This window comes from Actinomadura hibisca NBRC 15177 (genome assembly GCF_001552635.1).
GTDB lineage: Bacteria > Actinomycetota > Actinomycetes > Streptosporangiales > Streptosporangiaceae > Spirillospora > Spirillospora hibisca.
In genome coordinates, this window is the sequence record NZ_BCRO01000052.1 from 1 (window position 1) to 19110 (window position 19110).

Below are 19110 nucleotides of genomic sequence, written 5' to 3' on the forward strand. Positions count from 1 at the left end.
ACAGCCCTGCGCTGCTTGTTTACTGCGGCGGGGGCGCTGCCCCCGCGCCCCCGCATCGGAAGGGCTTCGCCCTGCTGTATTGGATTCAAGAGGCAAGGGGCGCTGCCCCCTGCACCCCCGTCCCCGGTGGCCGGGGTAGCTGGTCATGTTCGGGCACGGGGCTGGGGTTGTCGGTCACGTGCGGGCACGGGGTTAGGGTCGCCGGTCACGTGCGGGTACGGGGCTGGGGTTGTTGGTCATGTGCAGGGGGCAGGGTTGCGGTAGTTGGACATTGGTCAGGTGTGGGGCGCGAGGCGAAGGCGGTTGGTCACGCGCGGGCGCGTGGCACCGTCACCGAAGCCGTCACGTCCGCCCACCCCACCGACCGCTGCCAGGTGAACAGCCCCGTGCCCGGAATGATCTGCACCGCCAGGCGGCTCTTCGGGCCCACCTTCCATGCGATGGCCTCCAGGTCCCGCGTGATCGTGTGCTTGCGGCCGTCCAGCGTGACCGGCAGCGGCGTCGCCTGGTTGCCGATCACCACGCCCGTGTCGCGGTCGATGACCTGGGCGAACAGCGCGGTGCCCGGCTTGATCGCGTTGCCCCGGTAGGTGAGCGTGACGCGCGGGGAGCCGATGATCCGGGCGGTGGTCGACGACGCCGGGATCGGCACCTCCACCGCCTTTTTCGAGATCTGCGCGGCCATCGAGGTGCCCGAGTTGTCGAGTGGCGTGAATGCCAGCCGTCCGGACTTCTTCGCCGCCAGCGGGCCGAGGGCGGGCGGCGGATAGGACGCCGCGCCCCGGTAGACGCCGTCCTGGTCGACGTACTCGAACTCCGGCCCCGTGTTCACCGACCGGTCGCCCCGCAGGTGCCGCCCGAACCAGGCCAGCGTCGCCTCGGTGACGTGGCTTTCGGACCCGGCCTTGGTGTTGCAGGAGCCGTGCCCGCCGCAGTACCAGATCATCTTGGCGGGGGCGCCGTTGCGCTTGACCGTCCGGTAGGTCTCGATGCCCTCGCGCAGCGGGAACAGCGTGTCCACCGTGCCCTGGATGACCAGCGTCGGGATCTTCAGGTTCCGGATCAGGTGGGCTGGGCCGTGGTCGGCGAACCACTGCTCCAGCTTCGGTTCCAGCCGCCCTTCCCGGACGCCGTCGACGCACGCCCGCTGTACCTGCGCCGAGATCCGGTTGCCGTTCATGACTCCGCCGAGGCAGAGGTTGATGACCCAGCCCGCGCGCAGCACCCCGTCCCGGTACAACGAACGGCGCAGGTCGTTGTAGGCGATCTGTGGCGCGATGACGTCCACCCGGCGGTCGATGCCCGCTGTCACCAGCTGGATGGCGCCGCCGTAGCTCCCGCCCGCCATCCCTAGCCTGGGGTCGCCGGGGCGGTCGAGCGCGACCTCGGGCTGGCGGGCCGTCCAGTCGATGAGCTTCTGGACGTCGCGGCCCTCAAACCGGTGGTAGTCCACGTTGGCCTGCCCACCCGAGCCGAAGCCGCGGGCGTTCCAGGTCACGACGTTGTACCCGGACGCGGTCAGCGCGCCCAGCATCCCCTTGGCGGTGTCGGTCTCGCCGCGCCCGCCCCAGCCGTGCCCGAGCAGCACGGTCGGGGCGCGGCGTCCGGTGGCCAGTTCCTTGGCGGGGAAGAAGTGCGTCACGATCGACACGCCGTCGAACGACGTGAGGTTCACCGTGCGCGCCTTGGCGGCGGCGGGCGCGGCGTACGCCGCGGGCCCGGTGGCGACGACCCCGGCGGTGAGAGCACAGGCGGACAGGGCGGCCAGCAGGCTTCGCGGCATCAGGGCGCTCCGGCGACAAAAGTGATCAAGGCACGTGTTTTATACCACCTGGTAAGTTTGTTGACCAGATCACAGTCCGGCGGAGTCCATGTCCGCGTTAGGCCAGTACTCCCGGACGGCAGCGGGCTGCCCTCGTCCGAGTGCTCTCTCCTCAACCCAGGTAAGGGTGTGCGCGGTTCTCCAGGAAGTGGTCGAGTCTGAGACGTCGCGTGTGGTGCATGGGCAAGCCGTCGAGCTGGTCCGGGGTGACGAAGCGGAGTTCCGTGCTCTCGTCCGACAGAGCGAGCGTGCCCCCGATCACGCGGGCGGTGAAGCAGACGTTGAACTGCCGCCTGACCTCGCCGTCGCTGTAGGCGATGACGTGCCGGGGATCGGTGTAGGTGCCAACGAGCCCGGTGACTTCCACGTCGAGGCCGGTCTCCTCCTTGACCTCGCGCACTGCGCAACCGGGCAGCGAGTCCGTCATCTCCATGCCACCGCCGGGTAGTGCCCACAGGCCGTTGTCCGTACGTCGCTGGAGCAGGATGCGCCCAGCCTCGTCGCAGACGACGGCGGAGGCCGCGACAACGAGGCTGTTGGGCTCGGGCGCGTCCGGGGCGTCGTAGTACTCGGTACGCGTCATCAGATCACCTTCGCCAAGGACGAGCACTTCCGCTGCCTGCACGATGCCAAGCCCTACGCCGAGTGTGCCCTGGGGCGGAGGCCAGCTACTCCCGATGCCTTCCGCAATGGTCCCGGCTGTGGTGACGAGGTGTGATGTCGCCGGTGGACAGGACGGAGGCCAGGGCGTCGGCGAACTCATGGAGCGCGTCGAGACGGTCCATGGGAACGGCTGAGTCACCGGCCCCGTCGTCGCGTCGGCACAGCCAGGTCTGGCCGTCATCGTCGGTGACGACGATGACCTTGGTTCCGGCGAGATGGAAGGTGGCGTCCTTGTGACCGCCGCCGTTCAGCACCTCTTCCATGCTGGGTCCGTCGCTCATCGGATACCCCTGCCGCAGTTGTTCGCGTCGTCGTCGGCTAGGCGGTTCGCCACTCCTCTTCGAGGATGGAATGGACGATCGAGTCCCGCCAGCCGTCACCAATCCGGATGTGGCCGCGGATGCGGCCTTCCTCGATCATCCCGAGACGGGTCATCAACCGGCCAGACCCGTTGTTGTCGGGGCTGCGGGCTCCCCACAGGCGATGCAGTCCGAGTTCTGCGAATCCCAGCTGCAAGAGCAGCCGAACCGTCTCGGCGCCCAAGCCCTGCCGCCAGTGGTCCGCGCGCAGGGCGAAGCCGAGTTGCGCGCTGGACTGGCCAGGATGCTGAGCGTCGATGGCCAGCCGAGCGAACCCGATGACGTCACCAGTGGCAACGGACGCGGCCGCCAAGGAGTACTCCGTGCGAGGCTCCGCCTTCGCTGCGGTCATGACGCTGTTCAGCGTCGCGACGACCTGGTCACGGGTACGGGGCTCGAAGCTCAGATGCTCGGTCACGGCAGGGTCTCCGTAGACGGCGAGGACCCCGTCGATGTCGGCGGACGTGAATTCCCGCAGCTCCACTTGCGCGCAGGAAAGCTTCACCGGATACATGCTGGGAGGCTAGCGCCCTTGCGGCAACGCGGCTGTCGCTGAAATTCGGCAGAATGCCTCGATTCCTTGCTGGACGTTCCGGGCGGGTGCGGCTCCCGGGCATCTCACAGGCGCAAGGTGGCCCGGGGGCCGTGGCTTTTTAGGGGCTGGTTAGGGAGCGGGCCCAGGTGTAGTCGGGTTTGCCCACGGGGGTCCGTTTCAGTTCTGGGGCGAAGTGGAAGGTTCGGGGGATCTTGTAGGCCGCCAGGTGTTCTCGGCAGTGGGCTGTCAGGGCTGCCTCGTCTGCTTCGGGTGTTACTACGGCCGTCACTCGGTTGCCCAGGCGGTCGTCGGGGGTTCCGATCACTATCGCGTCGGCTACGGACGGGTGCTGGCGCAGGACTGTTTCCACTTCCTCTGCGAAGACCTTCTCGCCGCCTGTGTTGATCACCAGGGAGCCTCGGCCCAGGAGGGTGATCGTGCCGTCTTCTTCCAGGCGGGCGTGGTCGCCTTGTAGGGCCCAGCGGGTGCCGTCCGGGGACTCGACGAAGGTGGCCGCGCTCTTTTCCGGGTCGTTCCAGTACGCGTAGGGAATGTGGCCTGTTCGGGCGATGATTCCCTCTTGGCCCGGCTCCACGGGGGTGTGGTCGGGGGACAGGATCGCGAATTCCGGGCCCAGGCGGAAGCGGCCGTCTGATTCTGCTGAGCCCATCGCCCCTGTTTCTGAGCCGCCCAAGTTGTCAGAGACGTAGGCGTTCGGGATCGCTTTCAGGAGGCTTTGTTTTACGTCTGACGACAGTGGGGCGCCGCCTGAGCCGAACGCGAAGAGGGCCAGGTTCGAGTGGGTTCCTGTTGCCAGTTCGTCGGCTACTGGGCGGGCCATGCCGTTTCCCACCAGCATCAAGATCTGCGTCTGCTCCTGTTCGGCTAGGTGTAGGGCTGCTTTTGCGTTGAAGTGGCGGCCTGTCCACAGGACCACCGTGCCGCCTGTCGTCAGGGTTATCCAGGTGATCCACTGGCCGCCGCCATGCATCAGCGGGGCGTGGACCTGCGCCTTCATCGGCGGGCGGTCGGCGCAGGTGACTAGGGACTCGGGGTCTTCGATGGGTGGGCCGCCGAAGTTTCCGCCGCCCATCGCTGCCACGAAGATGTCCTCGCAGCGCCATAGGACGCCCTTGGGTAGGCCCGTCGTGCCGCCTGTGTAGAGCAGGTATGGGTCGTCCGAGGAGCGTGGGGCGAAGTCGCGGATGGGGGATGACGCTGCCAGCGCGTCTTCGTAGTCGTCGTCGATTGTGAGGATGTGGCGTAGATGTGGCAGGTTTTCGCGGTTGACGTTGGGGAGTAGGTCTTTTTCCGCTACCAGCGCCACGCACTGGGCGTCGGTCAGCAGGTGCGTCAGTTCGTCGGAGATGTAGCGGTAGTTGATGTTCACCGGGGCCGCGCGCAGTTTGAAGCACGCGATCATCGTTTCCAGCCACTCGGCCCGGTTGTGGGACAGGATTCCCACGTGGTCGCCCGGTGCTATGCCTTGGACCGCCAGGTGGTGGGCTGCTCGGTTGGCTCGGGCGTCCAGTTCGGCGTAGGTCAGGCGGGCCGTCGGGCCGCCCTCCGCTATCAGGGCTGGGCGGTCCGGGCACGCGTCGGCGACGGTCTCGAACAGGTCCGCGAGGTTGAACGTCCGCACGGGGGCTCCTCGGACAGGGCGTCGAGCCGCGGCGGGGTGCCGATCGCAAGGGGTGAAGGATCGACTACCCGCCGCAACTCAACGACGGGACGTAAGCGTAATCGGGAAGGAGGTAACGCCGCGCACAAAAGCGTTCGGCAGGATGCGCGGGCCCCGCTCGTCGGCCCGTTCCGCGGTGCCCACGCGGGCCACGAACTCCTCGAAGAAGATCCGCAGTTCGAGCCGTGCCAGCGACGCTCCCAGGCAGAAGTGCGGGCCCAGGCCGAACGCGATGTGGTCGCCCGGCGGGCGCGTCACGTCGAACTCCTCGGGCCGTTCGAACACCGTCTCGTCGCGGTTCGCCGACCCGTACATCAGCAACACCTGCTCCCCGGCCGGGACCGTCACGCCGTGCAGTTCGGCGTCGCGGGCGGGCGTCCGGCACATGTTCAGGATCGGCGTCGTCCACCGCACGAACTCCTCGACGGCGTTCGGGATCAGGGACGGATCGTCGCGCAGCAGGGCCCATTGGGCGGGGTGCGCGATGAGCGCGTCCAGGGCCGTCGCGATCACCGTTCTCGTCGTCTCCGCGCCTCCTACCAGCAACAACAGCGCTTCGTGCGCCAAATGCTGGTCGTCGTAGTCGGGGTCGCCCGGGCCCGCGTTCGACCAGATCGACAGCAGGTCCGAGCTGGGGCAGCCGCGCCTCTCCTTCGCCATCTCCAGCACCGCCATCGCGAACTCGCCCGCCGCGATCGTCGCGTCGTCGGTGATATAACGACGGCCCCCGCCCGCCGCCACCGCCGTCGCCGACCAGTGCACCAGGCGCTCCCACGACCCCTCCGGGAAACCCAGCAGCCACCCGATCACGCGGGCGGGCAGCGGGGCCGCCAGCGCCGGGATCGCGTCCACCGTCCCGGCCTCCAGCGCGGTGTCGATGCAGTCGATCGCGGTGGCGCGGATCTTGTCCTCGTAGCGAGCTGTGCCGCGCGGCGTGAAGCGCTGGTAGACCATTCTGCGACGCGCGGTGTGCTCGGGCGCGTCGTGGCCGATCATCGACGGGTCGGCGGGCAGTTGCGGCCGGTATCCGCCGGAATTACGCCATAGTTTCGCATCGCGTTCGATCGCGAAGATGTCGGCGTGCCGCGAGACGCCCCACAACCCGTTCTCCGCGTCGTGGTAGACCGGCGCCTCCGTGCGCAGCCACCGGTAGACCGACCACGGGTCGGTCGCGTACATCTCGCCGTCGAGCAGATCCACCTTCACTTGGCGCCTCCTCGCACGAGCGCGCCGGGCAGTTCCCCGGTGTGCTCCCCGTCGGCGAACGTCTGCACGCCCGCCACGAACGTCGCCAGGTACCCGTCCGCCCGTTGCAGCAGGCGGCGGCCCCCGGCCGGCAGGTCGTAGGCCATCTCCGGCCGCCGCAGCGCGACGGCGTCGAAGTCGATGAGGTTGAGGTCGGCGCGCATCCCGGGCGCGATCACGCCCCGGTCGGTCAGCCCGTACAGGCGCGCGGTGTCGCGCGTCATCATCCGCACGACGTGCTCCAGCGGCAGCTTCTCGCCGCGCCGCCGGTCGCGCGCCCAGTGCGCCAGCATCGTGGTCGGCATCGACGCGTCGCAGATGAACCCGCAGTGCGCGCCGCCGTCGCCCAGGCCGAGGACGGCGCGGGGGTGCGTGAGCATCGCGCGCTGCGCGTCGAGGTTCTGGTCGGAGTAGTTGAGCAGCGGCAGCAGCAGGACGTTGCGGCCGTCGTCCTCCAGCAGCAGGTCGTACAGCAGCTCCATCGGGTCGCGACCGGTCGCCGCCGCCCGCGCCGCCACCGACGTCTCCGGTTCGGGCTCGTAGTCGGGGTTGCGCTCGGCCAGCGGGAACAGGCGCTCGGGGTAGCCCCGCACCAGCGCGGCGAGCACGTCCTCCTGCGCGGGCCGCTCGGCCAGGATGCGCGCCTTCACCTCCGGGTCCCGCATCCGCGCGACGCGTTCGGCGCGCGGCAGCATCGCCATCTCCACGTAGGTGGGGTGGTCGCCGAACGCGTGCAGCGACTCCAGCGACACCAGCATCCCGAACGGCCGCGACGCCACCTGCGGGAACAGTTGCGCGTCCTCGGCCGCCGACAGCTCCAGCAGCTCCCGCCACAACTCCGGCACCGCGTCGATCTGGAGCAGCGCGAACGACACCGGCCGCCCGATCGCCTTCGACAACCGCCGCATCCACGCGATCTCCCGGACCGGCGCGTTGACGTCCTCGCCCGCCGCGCCCGCCGGGGCCAGCTCGTACACGCCGCGCCCCAGCTCGCGCAGCGCCTCGCCGATGCCGAACAGCTCGTCCTCGGCGGCGAAGGTGCCCGGCACGTACTCGCCGTCGATCGCCTTGTGCGTCAGCGTCCGCGACGTGGAGAAGCCCAGCGCGCCCGCCGCGATCCCCTCCTTGACGATCGCCTTCATCGCCGCGATGTCGTCGGGCGTCGCGGGCTCGTTGCGCGCGCCCCGCTCGCCCATCACGTACGCGCGCACCGCCCCGTGCGGCACCTGCGCGCCCAGGTCGACGGCGTAGGAGCGGCGGTCCAGCGCGTCCAGGAACTCGGGGAACGACTCCCACTCCCATGAGATCCCCTCGGCGAGCGCGCTGCCCGGGATGTCCTCGACGCCCTCCATCAGCCCGATCAGCCACTCGCGCCGGTCGGGCGCGGCGGGCGCGAAGCCCACGCCGCAGTTGCCCATGACGACGGTCGTCACGCCGTGCCAGGACGACGGCGCGAGCACCGCGTCCCAGGTCGCCTGGCCGTCGTAGTGGGTGTGCAGGTCCACGAACCCGGGGGTGAGCAGCGCGCCGTCGGCGTCCACGGTGCGCGCGGCGGGCCCGGTGACGGCCCCCACCTCGGTGACGACGCCGCCGCTCACCGCGACGTCGGCGGTCCGGACGGGCGCGCCGGTGCCGTCCACGACCCGGGCGCCCTTGATCACGAGATCGTTCATCCGTCACTCCTCCTCGGGAGGCAGGCCGCGAAGCCCGTCCGCGCCGAACATCGGCTCGAACATCGACCGGTAGTCGGGACCGCGGCGCAGGTGGTGGCCGCCGTCCACGTTGATCACCTGGCCGGTCAGCCAGGACGACTCGGGCCCGGCCAGGAACCGGGCCGCCTCGGCGATGTCCTCGGGCTCGCCCACCCGCCCCAGCGGCATGCAGGCCAGGTAGTCGTCCAGGACGGGCCCGGACTCGGCGATCCCGCCCACCAGCTCGGTGCGCACCAGGCCGGGCCGGATGCCGTTCACCCGGATCCCGACGCCGCCCAGCTCGTCCGCGCCGAGCTGCACCAGGTGGTCCACCGCCGCCTTCGACACCCCGTACGCCCCGAACCAGCGGTGCGTGTTGGACGCCGCGATCGACGAGATCGCCACGAACGCGCCGCCGCCCGTCCGGGCCATCGCGCGGGCCGCGTGCTTGAGCACGAGCATCGTGCCGGTCGCGTTCAGCTCCAACGTCTGCCGCCACGCGCCGGTGTCGAGCTGCGGCAGCGGCCCGATGGAGGTGGAGCCGCCCGCGCTGTGCACGACCGCGCGCAGCGGCGCGTTCTCGGCCGCCGCCGCGACGGCCGCCGCCACCTGCTCCTCCTCCACGACGTCGGCGACCGCGTAGCGCAGGCCGTACTCCTTGGCCGCCTCCTGCAACCGCGCCTCGGTGCGGCCGCAGATCAGCACGTCCGCGCCGTCGGCCGCCAGCCGCCGCGCGCACGCCAGCCCGATGCCGCTGCCGCCGCCGGTGACCAGCGCGGCGGTGCCTTCCAGAGCCCTCATCGGCGGGTCCTCACTGGTCCACGGCGGTGGTGCCGCCGTCCACGGTCAGATGCGCGCCGGTGACGAACGACGCCTCGTCGCCCATCAGGAACCGCACCGCCCGCGCCACCTCGGCCGGGTCGCCGAGCCGCCCGAGCGGGGCCTTGGCGGTGAAGTGGCCGAGCAACTCGTCGGGGGTGCTGCCGCGCAACATGGGGGTGTCGATGTAGCCGGGGCAGACGGCGTTCACGCGCACGCCGTCGGCGGCCAGATGGTGCGCCAGCGCGCGGGTCAGGCCGAGCACGCCCGCCTTGGACGCGCAGTAGGCCGGGATGAACGCCTGCCCCTGGAACGCCTCGATGGAGGCGATCCCGACGACCGCCGAGCCGGGGTTGGCGCGCAGGTCCGCCAGCAACTCCTGGACGATCAGCGCCTGGGCGCGCAGGTTGACGTCCAGGACCATGTCCCAGCGCGCCTCGGTGAGGTCGCCGACCGGATGCGGGCCGGGGACCCCGGCGGCGTGCACGAGCCCGCCGAGCGTGCCGAGCGCCTCCCGCGAGGCGGCGACGGCGGCGGGCAGCGCGGCGGTGTCGGTGACGTCGAGGGTGATCGCGTGCGTGGCGACGCCGTGGGCGGCGGCGATCTCCTTGGCGGCGTCGGTGGGGTCGGCGAGGTCCCACAGCGCGACGGGACGGCCCGCCTCGGCCAGCGCCCGCGCGCTCGCCAGGCCGATGCCCGACGCGCCGCCGGTGACGACGACGCCGGTGGTGGGGGAGTGGGCGAGAGGGTGCGGCAACGGCATCCGGAGCTCCCGGGGTGGTATGAGACTCCGGTCTAGACTAACGTCGCACCCAAGCAAGCGGTAGGTGCGATTTCCGTCATCCTGTTCCTCCCGGAGGTGGGCGGCAAGTGCGCGAGCTGAACGGACGCGTCGCGGTGGTCACGGGCGCGGGCAGCGGCATCGGCCGCGCCCTGGCCGCCCGCTTCGCCGCCGAGGGCATGGCGGTGGCGATCGCCGACATCGAGGCCGGACCGCTGGAGGAGACCCGCGCGGAGCTGGCCGCCGCCGGGGCCAAAGTGTTCGCGGAGGTCGTGGACGTGGGGGACGAGGCGGCCGTACGCGCCTTCGCCGACCGCGTGTTCGACGCGTTCGGCGCGGTGCACCTGCTGTGCAACAACGCGGGCGTCTTCACCGGCGGCCAGATGTGGACGCGGCCCGTCGCCGACTTCGAGTGGACGTTCCGGGTCAACACCTGGGGCGTGCTCCACGGCGTCCAGGCGTTCGTGCCCCGCATGATCGAGCAGGGCACCGAGGGGCACGTGGTCAACACCGCGTCGGTCGCGGGCCTGTTCGGCGCGCCCTTCTCCGGCGCCTACACCATGTCCAAGTTCGCGACCTACGCCGCGACCGAGTGCCTGGCGCACGAGTTCGCCGTGAGCGGCGTGAAGCTGCGCGCGTCGGTGTTGTGCCCCGGCGGCGTCGCCACCGGCATCGCCGCCGCCGAACGCAATCGGCCCGCCGCCCTGGCCGCCGAGCGCACCCCCGACCAGGACTTCATCGACCAGGTCATCGCGGGCGCGGTCACCGGCGGCATCGCGCCCGCCGACGTCGCCGACGCGGTGGTGCGGGCCGTGCGCGAGGAGCGCTTCCTGATCCTCACCCACGACTCCTACCGGCCGGGCCTGACCGCCCGCGCCGAGGACCTGGCCGCCGGACGCCTGCCCGGCCTGCCCGACTTCGAAAGCCGAGACTGAGCAAGGCCAAACTGCGAGAGGATGGGGGGACCACCTGAGGAGGCGTGTTGAGCGGCGATGTTCGGATCACCGTCACGCGGGCGCTGAGCAAGGACCAGCAGGCCCGCCGGGAACGGCTGATCGAGGCCGCCCGCGACCTGGCGCACGAGGGCGGCTACCCGGCCGTCACCATGCACGACGTCGCCGACCGCGCCGGGGTCGCCCGCGCCACCGTCTACCGCTACTTCGCCACCAAGGACCACCTGCTCACCGAGGTCGCGGCGGCGTGGGCGCACCGCGTCACCGCCGGCATCGACGGGCTGGCGGTCGGCGACACCCCGGTCGAGCGGCTGATGGGGCTGCTGGACCGCATCGTCCGCGTCGCCGCCGAGGAGCGCACGCTGACCTCGGCCATCATCCAGGCGGTCACCGCCGACGACCCGAGCGTGGACGACGCGCGCACGGTGTTGTTCCTGTTCGTGCGCGACCGGCTGTCGGCGGCGATCGGCGGGCCGGTGCCCGAGCGCGAGGAGGTCGAGGTGGTGCTCGGCCACATCCTGCTGGCGGCGCTGGTGAGCCTGGCGTCACTGCGCCGCCCGGTGGAGGAGGTCGCCGCGATCGTGCGGACGTCGGGGCGGCTGGTGCTGACGGGGGCGCTGGCGGCGCAGGCCCCGGCCTGAGTGGTCCTCTCGGGGCGTTTGTCATTGGCCCTGTTCCGGTGACCAATCGCCTCCTAGCGTGAGGACGGTGACGAATCCGTTCCTCTTCCTGCTGGCCGCGACGACGCTGATCGTCATCCCCGGCCCGAACCACCTGTACATCACCACGCGCAGCATCAACGAGGGCCGCCGCGCCGGGTTCGCCTCCGCGCTGGGCGTCGAGAGCGGCACGCTGGTGCACATCGCGTTCGCGGCGGCGGGCCTGTCGGCGGTGGTCGCGGCGTCGGCGACGGCGTTCGGATTCCTGCGGTACGCGGGCGCGGCCTATCTGGTGTACCTGGCCTACCGCGCGTTCCGGAACCGGGGCGACCACGAGCGGCCGGAGCTGACGCCGCGCCCGTTGCGCCGCGTCTACCTGGACGGCCTGCTCATCAACGTGCTGAACCCCAAGGTGGTGCTGTTCTTCCTGGCCTTCCTGCCGCAGTTCGTGGACGCGGAGGCGGGCGCGGTGCCGGTGCAGATCGCGGTGATGGGGCTGGTGACGGCGTTCATCGGGCTGGTGAGCGACTTCGTGTACGCGTACGCGGCGGGGTCGATCGGAGCCTGGCTGCGCGCGCGTCCGGCGTTCCGCCGTCGCCAGGCCTACGCGACGGGCGTCATCTATCTGGGGCTGGGCGCGGCGGCGGTGTTCGCCGGGCCGAGCGCCCGCCGGACCTGACTCGTCCCCGGCGCTGATTCAGGCCGCCCGGAGCGAACCCGACGCCGGTTGACCCAGGTTCAGGAGGATTCTTGTCAGCGCGTTGACAAGAAAGCGTGCCTAATGTGTCGCCGGGTGTGCAGTGTTCCCGATCACATCCCGGTAGCTTCCGTTACGCCCCGACCACCCCGATGGGGCAGGAGGTGCCGACGGTGACGACCCTGGAGGAACGCCCGCAGCTCAAGCCCTGGGCGGTGGTGCCGGCCGAGATCGCCGAGGTGTTCCGGCCGCACCTGACCACCCTCTCCCAGGAGATGATCGAGGAGATCGTCGCCGGGGTGCCCGAGTACGCGCGGCCGCAGAACGAGGAGTACGCGCGCACCGTGCGGGTCGCGGTGGAGGGCGCGCTGCGCCAGTTCGTGGACCTGATCGGCAACGCCGACGCCTCCTGGGACCAGGTGATCACCGTCTACCGGGAGATCGGCTGGGGCGAGGCGCGCGAGGGCCGCAACCTCGACGTGCTCCAGACCTGCATGCGCCTCGGCGCGCGGGTGGCGTGGCGGCGGCTGGCGGCCGAGTCCGAGCAGCTCAACGTGTCACGTCGCACGCTCGCCAGCATCGCCGAGGCCATCTTCGCCTTCCTGGACGAGATCGCGCGCGCCGCCACCGAGGGCTACACCAAGGCGCGCGAGCAGGAGGCCGGCGAGCTGGAGCACCGCCGCCGCCGGCTGCTGGACATGTTGCTGGCCGAGCCGCCCGCCGCGCCGCAGGCCGTCGCCGACCTGGCCCGGCTCGCGCAGTGGCGGGTGCCGCGCACGGTCGCGGCGGTGGTGCTGTTCGAGCGCGGCCAGCAGCCGTTCTCGCACCCGTCGCTGCCGCCGGACGTGCTGGCCGACGTCAACCGCCGCGAGCCCTGCCTGATCGTGCCCGACCCCGAGGGGCCGGGCCGGGGCCGGGTGCTGGAGGGCGCGCTGCGCAACTGGGTCGCCGCGATGGGGCCGACCGTGCGCACCGAGGACGCCGCCAAGTCGCTGCGCTGGGCGCGCGAGGCGCTGCCGCTGGCGCGGCGCGGCATCCTGCCGTCAGACGGGCTGATCCGCTGCGCCGACCACATGCCGACGCTGGTGGTGTTCAAGGACGAGGAGCTGGTGCGCGCCGTCGCCGACCTGCGGCTGGCCCCGTTGAAGACCGTGCGGCCCCGGCACCGCGAGCGTCTGATGCGCACGCTGCTCGCCTGCCTGCAGAACGGCTTCAACGCCACCGAGGTCGCGAACCGGCTGCACGTCCACCCGCAGACCGTCCGCTACCGGCTGCACCAGCTGGAGGAGCTGTTCGGCGACCGGCTCTACGACCCCGAGTCGCGGCTGGAGATGGAGATGGTGCTGACGGTGTGGTTGTCGACGCCCGACGAAGGCCCCGGCGAGGTGATCCCGCTGGACCGGCGGCGCGACGCGGCGCCGCCACCCCCGGCCGTCGGCGAGGAGCGCTGAGGCGAGCCTCCATCAAACGATTGACCGAGAGCGGCAGGGGTCGTACGTTGAGGCGGTGACCAGCGACACCGGCCGCGACCGGATCATCGAGGCGGCCACCCGGCTGTTCGCCGCCCTCGGCTACGACGGCACCTCCACCCGCATGATCGCCGACGCCGCCGGGCTCAACATCGCGACCGTCGCCTACCACGTGGGCGGCAAGCGCGACCTGTACCTGGCGGTCATGGAACGCGCCCACCGGATCGAGCGCGCGGCGCTGGAGGAGGTCTTGGCCGCCTTCACCCCAGACGCGGCCGGAGTGCGCGCGCTGGTGGACCGCTACCTGGACTTCTGCGTCGAGCACCCCGAGATCCCGGCGTTGTGGACGCACCGCTGGTTGTCGGACGCGGCCGACATCGCCGATCTGGAACACCGCTACGCGCGCCCGCTCGTAGAGCAGGTGGCCGCCGCCGTCGCCGCAGCGGCGGGCCCGGACGTGGACGTCGAGTACGCGGTGATGACGGTCATCTGGTGCACCCACGGCTTCGGCAGCGGCGGCGTCCCCGGCCCCGACGGGCAGCGGCGCGGCCTGGCCGACGCCGCCACCACCGCCCGCTTCCGCGCCCACCTGCACAACCTCGTCGCCCGCCTGCTGGGACTGCCGTCGTGACCGCCCTCGACGACGGCACCGGCACCGCGCCCCTCACGCGCGGGCGGCTGTTCGGCTACGGCGTCGGCTCGGTCGGCACCGGCGTGTTCGCGGCCGTCCCGGGCCTGCTGCTCCTGTACTACCTGACCGACGTGCTGGGCGTCTCGGCCGCCGTCGCCGGGGCCGTGCTGGTGATCCCCAAGGCGTGGGACGTGCTGCTCAACCCGGTCGTGGGGGCCGCCAGCGACCGTGAGGCCGTGCGCACCGGCCGCCGCACGCGACTGCTGCTGGTCGGCGCGCTGACGTTGCCGGTCGGGTTCGCCGCCACGTTCCTGGTGCCGTCGCCGGGGTTGGCCGTCGCGTGGACGGGCGTGGCGTTCCTGCTGGCCGCGTCCGCGTTCGCCTGCTTCCAGGTCCCGTACGTGGCGCTGCCCGCCGAGATCTCCGACCTGCCCGAGCAGCGCGGCCGCGCGATGGCGTGGCGGATCGTCTGCCTCACGCTCGGCATCCTGGTGGCGGGCGGCCTGGCCCCGGTCCTGGTGGACGCGGCGGGCGGCGGGCGCGGCGGGTACGCGCTGATGGCCGTGGTGATCGGCGCGCTGATGCTGGCGGCGCTGCTGGCCAGCGCGCTCGGCACCCGCTGGATCCCGTCCCGGCCGGGCCCGCGCCCGCTCGGGCTGGCCGCCGCGCTGCGCACCGCGCGCGGCAACCGGCCGTTCTTCGCGCTGCTCGGCGCGTTCGCCGCGCAGGCCCTGGCCAGCGCGATCATGCTGGCGGGCGCGCCGTACGCGGCGACCTACCGGCTGGACGACTACGGCCTGACGTCGGTGGCGTTCGTGTGCATGGTCGGGCCGAGCCTGGTGGCGGTCCCGGTGTGGGAACGCCTGGCGCGCCGCCACGGCCACGTGCCCTGCTACCTGGCGGCGGTGCTGCTGTTCGCGGCGGCGGCCGCCGCGATGTACCCGGCGGTGAGCGCCGGGGCCGTCGCGCCCACGCTGGCGCTGATCGGCGTGATCGGCGTCTGCTACGCCGCCGTCCAGCTCCTGCCGCTGTCGTTGCTGCCCGAGACCGTGCGCGCCGACGCCGAACGCACCGGGCACGCCCAGTCCGGCGCGTTCACCGGCCTGTGGACGGCCGCCGAGACCGGCGCGCTGGCGCTGGGGCCGGGGGTGTTCGCGCTGGTCCTGGCGGCGACCTCGTTCCGCTCGGCCGACTTCGACCACCCGGTGCGGCAGCCGGACTCGGCGCTGGCCGGGCTCACCGCCGGGTTCACCCTCGCCCCGGCCCTGATCATGCTGCTCAGCGTCCCGCTGCTGCTCGCCTACCGCCGCCTCGCGAAAGAAGACCATGCCTGAGACCGCGCCGACCCTCCCGGAGACCGGCCGCGCCGCCGACGACCTGCTCGCCGACCTCGCCCGCCTGCGCGCCGCCGACCTGCCGGTGCGCGGCGGCAAGGTCACCGCCTACGTCTACGACACCGGCCGCCCCGACGTGCACGACGCCGCCGCCCGCGCCTACCTGGAGACGCTGGAGGTCAACGGGCTGGACCCGACCGCCTTCCCCAGCATCGTCGCGCTGGAGCGGGAGGTGCTGGCGGCGGTCGCCGAGCGGCTCGGCGGGTCGGCGGCGACGCCCGGCATCTTCACCAGCGGCGGCACCGAGTCGATCATGCTGGCGGTGAAGGCGGCCCGCGACGCGCGGCCCGTCGAGGGCAGGCCCCAGATTGTCGTGCCGGGCAGCGCGCACCCCGCCTTCCACAAGGCCGCGCACTACCTCGGCCTGGAGATCACCTCCGTTCCGGTGGACCCGAAGACCTTCCGCGCCGACCCCGCCGCCATGGCCGCCGCGTTGACCGAGCGGACCGTGCTGGTCGTGGCGTCCGCGCCGTCCTACCCGCAGGGCGTGCTGGACCCCGTCGCCGAGATCGCCGCGCTGGCCGCCGCGCGCGGCGTGCCCTGCCACGTGGACGCGTGCGTGGGCGGCTGGGTGCTGCCGTGGCTGCGCGAGACCGGCCGCGAGGTCGCGCCGTTCGACCTGTCGGTGCCGGGCGTGACGTCGATCTCCTGCGACCTGCACAAGTACGGGTACGCGCCCAAAGGCGCGTCGGTGGTGCTGTTCGCCGACCAGGCGATGCGCCGCGCGGCCTACTTCGCCTCCGCCCGCTGGCCCGGCTACACCGTGATCAACTCGGGCGTGCAGAGCAGCAAGAGCGCGGGCCCGCTGGGCGCGGCGTGGACGACGCTGATGGCGGTCGGCGCGCAGGGCTACCGCGACCTGGCCGCCGGGGCGATGGCGGCGGCGGACACGCTGATCGCGGGCGTCGCGCAGGTCCCCGGCCTGCGGGTGCTCGGCACGCCGGACGCGCCGCTGGTGTCGATCGCCTCCGACGACCCGGCGCTGGACGTGTTCGTGCTGGCCGACGAGGCACGCGCGCGGGGCTGGTTCTTCCAGCCGCAGCTGTCCTACCAGGGCATCCCGGCGAACCTGCACTTCACGCTGACCGGCGTCAGCGAGCAGGCGGTGGACCTGCTGCTGGTCGCGCTGGCCGAGTCCGCCGAGGCGGCCCGCGCCGCCGGACCGCCGGACGTGCCCGCCGAACTGGCCGCCGCGCTCGCCGACCTCGATCTCGACAGCCTGGACGACGAGGGCTTCGCGGGCCTGCTGTCGGCCGTCGGGGTGGACCTGAACGGCGGCGGCGAACCCGAGATGGCCATGGTCAACGCCGTGCTGGACAAGCTGCCGCCCGCCACCCGCGAGGCCCTGCTGATCCGCTTCCTGTCGGCCCTGTACTCGGGCCACCTCTAGCCGAGCCGGATCAGCCTCGCCAGCAACGACGGCTCGTCGAGGGACTCCGACGGGCTGACCTGGACGCGGCCCGCACCGGTGGTGACGGCGCCGACCCGCTCACCGGGCGCGGCCTGGTGCGGCGGGTCGCCCGCCACGCCCAGCGGCACGGTGAGGCCGGGCCAGCCGACGACGTTGAGCGGCCCCTTGGCGACCAGCGGGGTTTTGCCGCCCAGCCCGTCGTCCACGTGCGCGACGGGCCGGCCCGCCGGGGCCAGGGTCGTCGCGACCAGCGCGTTCTCGGCGGAGGAGACGACCCGCTGCGCCGCGCTGACCGCGATCGCGGCGCTGCCCGTCGTGCCCGGGACGGGCGGGCGCTGCCCCATGACCGCGCCGACCACCAGCGTGGGGACGCCCCCGACGCGCTTGCGGGCCGCGAACACGAAGTTGCCGCCCGCCTTGTCGGTGTAGCCGGTCTTGCCGCCGACCACGCCGTACTGGCCGAGCAGGAAGTTGCCGCCGGTCCGGGCGGGGCCGCCGGTGGCGGGCACGTAGGCGCGCTTGGCGACCGTCTCGGCGAACGCGGGGAGCTTCATGGCGGCGGTCAGCAGCTTCACCTGGTCGGCGGCGGTGCTGACGGTCCCGGCGTCGTAGCCGCTGGGGTCGGTGTAGGTGGTGGCGGACATGCCGAGGGAGCGGGCGGCCTCGTTCATCTTGCCGACGAACGCCTGCACGTTCCCGCCCGAGTCCCAGCGGGCCAGCTCGTGCGCGACGTCGTTGGCCGAGATGATCATCATGGCCTCCAGCGCCTTGCGCTCGCTGAGCCGCAGGCCAGGGGTGATGCCGAGCAGCGACTCCTGGCGCGCGTGGCGGCGGGGCAGCTCGGCGATGCCCTGCGGCGTCACGGTGAACTCCGGCCCGTTCTCGCCGGTCCGCAGAGGGTGGCCGCGCAGGATGACGTAGGCGGTCATGACCTTGGCGACGCTGGCGGTGGGGATGGGCGTTGCGCCGCCGGAGGAGCCCATGGTGCCCAGCCCGTCCACGGCGACGGTGGCCTGCCCGCCGGTGGGCCAGGGGAGGGCGGGCGCGGCGCCGGGGAAGGTGTGCGAGGAGGCGGGGAGGCTGAGCTCGATGGAGGGCTCGGGCACGGGCCGCAGGAGCTGGCCGGTGACGACCCCGGCGATGAGGACGAGCGCGGCGATGAGGGTGACGAGGACCTTGCGGCCGCGCTTCTTGGGCTCGGGGGGTTCGGCCTGGGGGTAGGCGACGCCGACGGGGTGCTGCTCGTAGGCGGGCGCGTCCGGCTGGGCGAACGGAACGGCCTCGTGGACGGGCTGCGCGGCGGCGGGATGGGGTTGCGCGGCGGTGGGCTGGGCCGGGGGAGCGGGCGGCGGGGGCTCGCTGGAGCGCCACTGGACGGTCCACTGGCCGTTGGGGTCGAGGGTGGGGAGGGCGCGCTCGGGGATGGGCTCCGCGCCGTCGGGGACGGGCGGCTGCTCCTCGGGGGGAAGGCGGCGGGGAGGGAGGTTGCGGGAGGGGAGGGGGATGTCGTCCCGGGTGACGGCGGCCCCGGGCGGGGGCGGGGTGACGGGCGTCTCGGCGGAGCGCCGGGGGGAGACGGGCGTCTCGGCGGACTCGCGGGGGTTGGCGGGCGGCTGGCCGGGGCTGCGCGGGGGAACCGGCGTCTCAGCGGACTCGCGCGGGCTGGCAGGCGGCTGGCCGGGGTGCCGGGGGATGACCGGCGTTTCAGCGGATTCGCGGGGACTGACGGGCGTTTCCGCAGAGTGCCGAGGATTGACGGGCGCGCCGCTGGGACTACGCGGAGGGACCGGCGTTTCAGCGGAGTCACGAGGACTGGCGGGCGTCTCAGCAGCGGCCGGGGTCTCAGCGGCCTTTGGCGGGCTGACCGGCGTCTCGCCAGAAGCACGCGGATCCTCTGAAGCCTCCTCGGCTTCCTCCGGTTCCTCGGCCTGCTCCTCCGCCTCAGCCTCGACCTCGGCCTCGACCTCGGCCTTCGTCGCCTCCGCAGGCTCCTCTTCCGAGTCCTCTGCGGGCTCCTCGGTAGGCTCCTCCTCGGCCTCTTCGGATGCCCCGGCGGGCTCCTCGGACGGCTTCTCCGGCGGGGCCTTCATGATGGGGAACTCGGCCGTGCCGGTACGCCCCTGCTCCTCCGCAGGGTCCTCCGCCGGTTGCGGCGTCGAACGGGCGTTGTCCACAGCACGACCTCCTCGGCATGGCTTCGACACGCAGACAGGAAGCGACCTCAGAGCCGACGAGCCCCCCGTACCCCACTGGAAGATGCGCAGCTTAGTCGGAAAGTTCACTTTGTTATGAATCAGTGA

17 protein-coding genes are annotated in these 19110 nt (G+C 72.4%); 7 read left to right on the top strand and 10 right to left on the bottom strand.

The window, feature by feature from the left end; translation table 11 throughout:
- Nucleotides 1–307 precede the first annotated feature (307 nt).
- From AH6_RS24670 to AH6_RS24710, 9 genes are all read right to left on the bottom strand, one after another.
- Nucleotides 308–1783, bottom strand: coding sequence for an alpha/beta hydrolase family protein (locus AH6_RS24670; protein ID WP_067483943.1), 1476 nt, complete (start codon nt 1781–1783; stop codon nt 308–310).
- Between the two features lie 151 nt (nt 1784–1934).
- Nucleotides 1935–2405 (bottom strand): NUDIX hydrolase, encoded by a 471-nt coding sequence (locus AH6_RS24675; RefSeq protein ID WP_067483946.1) that lies wholly within the window; start codon nt 2403–2405, stop codon nt 1935–1937.
- 85 nt (nt 2406–2490) lie between these two features.
- Nucleotides 2491–2748 (bottom strand): hypothetical protein, encoded by a 258-nt coding sequence (locus tag AH6_RS24680; RefSeq protein ID WP_067483948.1) that lies wholly within the window; start codon nt 2746–2748, stop codon nt 2491–2493.
- 55 nt (nt 2749–2803) lie between these two features.
- Nucleotides 2804–3358 (bottom strand): GNAT family N-acetyltransferase, encoded by a 555-nt coding sequence (locus AH6_RS24685; RefSeq protein ID WP_067483950.1) that lies wholly within the window; start codon nt 3356–3358, stop codon nt 2804–2806.
- Nucleotides 3359–3497: 139 nt separating this feature from the next.
- The gene (locus AH6_RS24690) at nt 3498–5021 is read right to left on the bottom strand and encodes an acyl-CoA synthetase (protein ID WP_067483952.1); all 1524 of its coding nucleotides are present in this window, start codon (nt 5019–5021) and stop codon (nt 3498–3500) included.
- Between the two features lie 78 nt (nt 5022–5099).
- Complete coding sequence (locus AH6_RS24695; RefSeq protein WP_083983414.1) at nt 5100–6266, bottom strand: cytochrome P450; 1167 nt, start codon at nt 6264–6266, stop codon at nt 5100–5102.
- Nucleotides 6263–7978, bottom strand: coding sequence for an N-acyl-D-amino-acid deacylase family protein (locus tag AH6_RS24700; protein WP_067483954.1), 1716 nt, complete (start codon nt 7976–7978; stop codon nt 6263–6265). Before AH6_RS24700 ends, AH6_RS24695 begins: the two co-directional genes overlap by 4 nt.
- Before the next feature lie 3 nt (nt 7979–7981).
- Entirely contained in the window at nt 7982–8797 is an 816-nt protein-coding gene (locus AH6_RS24705) for an SDR family oxidoreductase (protein WP_067483956.1), read from the bottom strand.
- Nucleotides 8798–8807: 10 nt separating this feature from the next.
- Nucleotides 8808–9578, bottom strand: a complete 771-nt coding sequence (locus AH6_RS24710) for an SDR family NAD(P)-dependent oxidoreductase (protein WP_067483958.1) — start codon at nt 9576–9578, stop codon at nt 8808–8810.
- A 107-nt stretch (nt 9579–9685) separates the two neighbouring features.
- Here AH6_RS24710 and AH6_RS24715 point away from each other — a divergent pair, with 107 nt between their 5' ends.
- The 7 genes from AH6_RS24715 (at nt 9686) to AH6_RS24745 (ending at nt 16789) form a co-directional block, all read left to right on the top strand.
- Nucleotides 9686–10531, top strand: coding sequence for an SDR family NAD(P)-dependent oxidoreductase (locus AH6_RS24715; RefSeq protein ID WP_067483961.1), 846 nt, complete (start codon nt 9686–9688; stop codon nt 10529–10531).
- Between the two features lie 47 nt (nt 10532–10578).
- Nucleotides 10579–11190 carry a TetR/AcrR family transcriptional regulator gene (locus AH6_RS46745; RefSeq protein ID WP_067483963.1) on the top strand — a complete coding sequence of 204 codons (612 nt, stop codon included), beginning with the start codon at nt 10579–10581 and terminating at the stop codon, nt 11188–11190.
- A gap of 67 nt (nt 11191–11257) precedes the next feature.
- On the top strand, nt 11258–11887 hold the full coding sequence (locus AH6_RS24725) for a LysE family translocator (protein WP_067483966.1): 630 nt from the start codon (nt 11258–11260) through the stop codon (nt 11885–11887).
- A gap of 191 nt (nt 11888–12078) precedes the next feature.
- The gene (locus AH6_RS24730; RefSeq protein WP_245679456.1) at nt 12079–13356 is read left to right on the top strand and encodes a PucR family transcriptional regulator; all 1278 of its coding nucleotides are present in this window, start codon (nt 12079–12081) and stop codon (nt 13354–13356) included.
- A gap of 55 nt (nt 13357–13411) precedes the next feature.
- A complete protein-coding gene (locus tag AH6_RS24735) occupies nt 13412–14005 on the top strand; it encodes a TetR/AcrR family transcriptional regulator (protein WP_067483971.1) in 594 nt (197 codons plus the stop codon).
- The gene (locus AH6_RS24740) at nt 14002–15339 is read left to right on the top strand and encodes an MFS transporter (protein ID WP_067483973.1); all 1338 of its coding nucleotides are present in this window, start codon (nt 14002–14004) and stop codon (nt 15337–15339) included. Before AH6_RS24735 ends, AH6_RS24740 begins: the two co-directional genes overlap by 4 nt.
- Nucleotides 15332–16789, top strand: a complete 1458-nt coding sequence (locus AH6_RS24745; RefSeq protein ID WP_067483975.1) for a pyridoxal phosphate-dependent decarboxylase family protein — start codon at nt 15332–15334, stop codon at nt 16787–16789. Before AH6_RS24740 ends, AH6_RS24745 begins: the two co-directional genes overlap by 8 nt.
- Here AH6_RS24745 and AH6_RS46065 read toward each other — a convergent pair.
- Entirely contained in the window at nt 16786–18984 is a 2199-nt protein-coding gene (locus tag AH6_RS46065) for a D-alanyl-D-alanine carboxypeptidase family protein (RefSeq protein ID WP_245679457.1), read from the bottom strand. The genes AH6_RS24745 and AH6_RS46065 overlap by 4 nt on opposite strands.
- Nucleotides 18985–19110: the final 126 nt, after the last annotated feature.

Bases quoted from the DNA above. Each gene is read 5' to 3' on its own strand.
- AH6_RS24670 (WP_067483943.1), bottom strand. From the start codon at position 1,783: ATGCCGCGAAGCCTGCTGGCCGCCCTGTCCGCCTGTGCTCTCACCGCC.
- AH6_RS24675 (WP_067483946.1), bottom strand. From the start codon at position 2,405: ATGACGCGTACCGAGTACTACGACGCCCCGGACGCGCCCGAGCCCAAC.
- AH6_RS24680 (WP_067483948.1), bottom strand. From the start codon at position 2,748: ATGGAAGAGGTGCTGAACGGCGGCGGTCACAAGGACGCCACCTTCCAT.
- AH6_RS24685 (WP_067483950.1), bottom strand. From the start codon at position 3,358: ATGTATCCGGTGAAGCTTTCCTGCGCGCAAGTGGAGCTGCGGGAATTC.
- AH6_RS24700 (WP_067483954.1), bottom strand. From the start codon at position 7,978: ATGAACGATCTCGTGATCAAGGGCGCCCGGGTCGTGGACGGCACCGGC.
- AH6_RS24705 (WP_067483956.1), bottom strand. From the start codon at position 8,797: ATGAGGGCTCTGGAAGGCACCGCCGCGCTGGTCACCGGCGGCGGCAGC.
- AH6_RS24710 (WP_067483958.1), bottom strand. From the start codon at position 9,578: ATGCCGTTGCCGCACCCTCTCGCCCACTCCCCCACCACCGGCGTCGTC.
- AH6_RS24745 (WP_067483975.1), top strand. From the start codon at position 15,332: ATGCCTGAGACCGCGCCGACCCTCCCGGAGACCGGCCGCGCCGCCGAC.